Raw genomic sequence first — 2,402 nt, 5'->3', positions numbered from 1 at the left:
TGTACGCGCCACAAGGTAGCCGTGGCTCCTGACGACACGCTCACCAGCAACATTGTAGGTTTACCAGCTTGTCTTGCCATTGTTTATTAAAGGTTTCACTACTCCTGATAATCAAAGTTTATAACTTTTGCTGAATTAAGGTCAGAGAAGTCTTCTACAAAGTTAGAATAATATATTAATGTGAGTATGTTATTCTTTAATTTTAGTTCTACAGAATACATCATTGGATTATCAAAAGTGAAAATCGACTTCTTTTCTTTTGTGGAAATATTGTATGCAAACAAAGTGTCTGCACTCATGTACAAACAAAACAATCCACTATTGTCAAAACAAACAGCCTCTGAATTTTCGAGATTATTCTCTATACAATCTGACAACAACTTGTCTGTATTAAAATAGCGAATTTCTCCTGTTGTCGAAAAATCATCTTCATTTTGATATTTAATAATGGGAAAAATAATCCCTGTGGTTCTCGAATTGTACAGAATATCTCCGACAGACAAAATGCTGTCTATCAAATAGACAGTCTTTTTATCTTTGTTTAATTTTAGTCGAAAGTAATTAGTTTCTCCCTTATCCGATGTCACAAGCGGCTGTAAAACACAACTTGTTCTTTTATTAATATGGATTATCTTGTATCCTTTTAAATCAACATACGAAATACCAAAGGATTTCAGTAGGGTATCCTTTTCCATAGAGTGTAGAATCTTGACAGTGGGCTCATTGCAGAATGAGTTACAACATATGGAACACGTCATTGTGATAATAAACAACAAATATTTCTCCATTGATAAAACAAACTATTATTCTTTGTTAGACTTCTTTTGTTCATGCTTTTGATGCTGTTCTACAGCAACAGCGGTTTTTGGTGTATCATTAGATGGCTCAGGAGTATAAAGAGGAATATTATCCCCATGTTTATTTTTATAGGTATCATTACCTTCATAGCCATAACCGGTGTTGTCGGGATCAGCCGTTTCACCCGTCATTGTAGGAACACAGGGAGGTGTACCAAGCGACTTGTAAGACTCCTCGCGCTGCCCTTCTATCTGCATCATGCGGGCGGCGTAAACTTTCTGACCAGACGTGAGAGTGTTTCATTTTGTCTTGCTATATAGTTTCTTAGGGATCACGATAATCAAATTCATATCGAGTAAGACGATTATTCACAAAATGGTATTCGCAATGATATGGCCAATCGGGAAGAGACTGGCTATAAACAATCTCTACACCTTCTGCTGTTTTATATTGTACCTTTTTCATCATCATCATTTGTTTTTCTATTTCTTTCATATCACAGCCAATATATGCACCTAGCCCTGAACAGAATTTTTTAAATGAAGTCTGTTGTATTCTTCTAGATTGAGTTATTGAATGGGAAGGTACGACAACGAATCTATCGTACTGATTTATATATCCTCCATAGTTTATGCAAAGAATTAGATATTCTGATCCATCAATATTGCTGCACACTGTGCATTCTCCATAATCACTAACATCTATGACGGGAAGTCTTTTCCCTAAAATGTTATTTAGAGAAACGGTATCGTCTAGTATTATGCCATTAACAGATGTGTCTAACGGTATAGGAACTTCCTTCTTAATGTGTTCAGCAACATATATCTTTTTCCTTTCTTTCGTTTCTTGCCTAATACAAGCTTGTATAGTAAATAAGCTATTGAGCAAGACGAGAATTAGCTTTACCTTCATTGCCATAATTCGGATTACCTTTGATATTAAAATTAAAAATCATTCTATTTTTCCCACTAGGACCAATATATTTATTAAAGAAGTTACCAAGATTTTTCAATTCTTCATAACAACCGACAATACCAATACAGCCCTTTGTACCAGGTGAATTGGTATCTGGATGTACTCTAAGCCCCGATCGTCCATTGTAATTAGGCAAAAGAACTTTCCATCCTGTATACCCATTGTTTAGCATTCCTGCCTCATTTGTTGGCACAGCACCAAACGCTTCATAGGAGTTGTTAGGGGTAGGTCCATTACCATATGGTCCACTATTAAACTCGAAGGTAGCTGCTGTACGTGTTGTTCCGTCAGAAAAGACAGCATTCAAGTCGGCCTTTCCTTGGATACATACTTCTCTGCCAACAGATCCACCCATACCACGGACTCGTTACAGGGTTCATACACCTTGCCCCACAGTAGTACAACCCCGTTTCCTCATCGAGTTCCTTGTCACTGAACTTGTACGGCATTTCCTCAATACAATAAATATAATAAATAATCCAGAGTTCTTTGCTCCAATGGAAAGTTTTTTCTTTTTATTTTAGAGGTATAGGATATAGGAAGATTAAATTCCTTATATTTCTTCCCTTTTAGAGAAACCATAAAGTATAGATATTCTGAATCCCAATGAGCTTTTTTCCAAATAGTTA

Annotated in this window: 4 protein-coding genes and 1 pseudogene; all 5 read right to left on the bottom strand. The window is 36.1% G+C overall.

What is annotated here, in order from left to right:
* Window positions 1-98: 98 nt before the first annotated feature.
* Window positions 99-695 carry a hypothetical protein gene (locus tag HMPREF0670_RS14885; protein WP_044078489.1) on the bottom strand — a complete coding sequence of 199 codons (597 nt, stop codon included), beginning with the start codon at window positions 693-695 and terminating at the stop codon, window positions 99-101.
* A gap of 108 nt (window positions 696-803) precedes the next feature.
* Window positions 804-1,058, bottom strand: coding sequence for a hypothetical protein (locus HMPREF0670_RS17335; protein WP_009231961.1), 255 nt, complete (start codon window positions 1,056-1,058; stop codon window positions 804-806).
* A gap of 64 nt (window positions 1,059-1,122) precedes the next feature.
* Entirely contained in the window at window positions 1,123-1,716 is a 594-nt protein-coding gene (locus HMPREF0670_RS14875) for a hypothetical protein (protein WP_009231960.1), read from the bottom strand.
* Complete coding sequence (locus tag HMPREF0670_RS14870; RefSeq protein WP_410524387.1) at window positions 1,676-2,080, bottom strand: hypothetical protein; 405 nt, start codon at window positions 2,078-2,080, stop codon at window positions 1,676-1,678. The genes HMPREF0670_RS14875 and HMPREF0670_RS14870 overlap by 41 nt, the downstream gene beginning before the upstream one ends.
* 14 nt (window positions 2,081-2,094) lie before the next feature.
* A pseudogene (locus HMPREF0670_RS17550) lies at window positions 2,095-2,228 on the bottom strand (RHS repeat-associated core domain-containing protein); the annotation flags it as partial.
* Window positions 2,229-2,402 lie beyond the last annotated feature (174 nt).

The organism is Prevotella sp. oral taxon 317 str. F0108 (assembly GCF_000162415.1).
Taxonomy (GTDB): Bacteria; Bacteroidota; Bacteroidia; order Bacteroidales; family Bacteroidaceae; genus Prevotella; species Prevotella conceptionensis.
This window is presented reverse-complemented; position numbering and strand designations above follow the sequence as displayed.

Excerpts from the sequence above, each read along its gene's own strand:
- HMPREF0670_RS14885 (WP_044078489.1), bottom strand. The coding sequence starts at position 695 with ATGGAAAAGGATACCCTACTGAAATCCTTTGGTATTTCGTATGTTGAT.
- HMPREF0670_RS17335 (WP_009231961.1), bottom strand. The coding sequence starts at position 1,058 with ATGATGCAGATAGAAGGGCAGCGCGAGGAGTCTTACAAGTCGCTTGGT.
- HMPREF0670_RS14875 (WP_009231960.1), bottom strand. The coding sequence starts at position 1,716 with ATGGCAATGAAGGTAAAGCTAATTCTCGTCTTGCTCAATAGCTTATTT.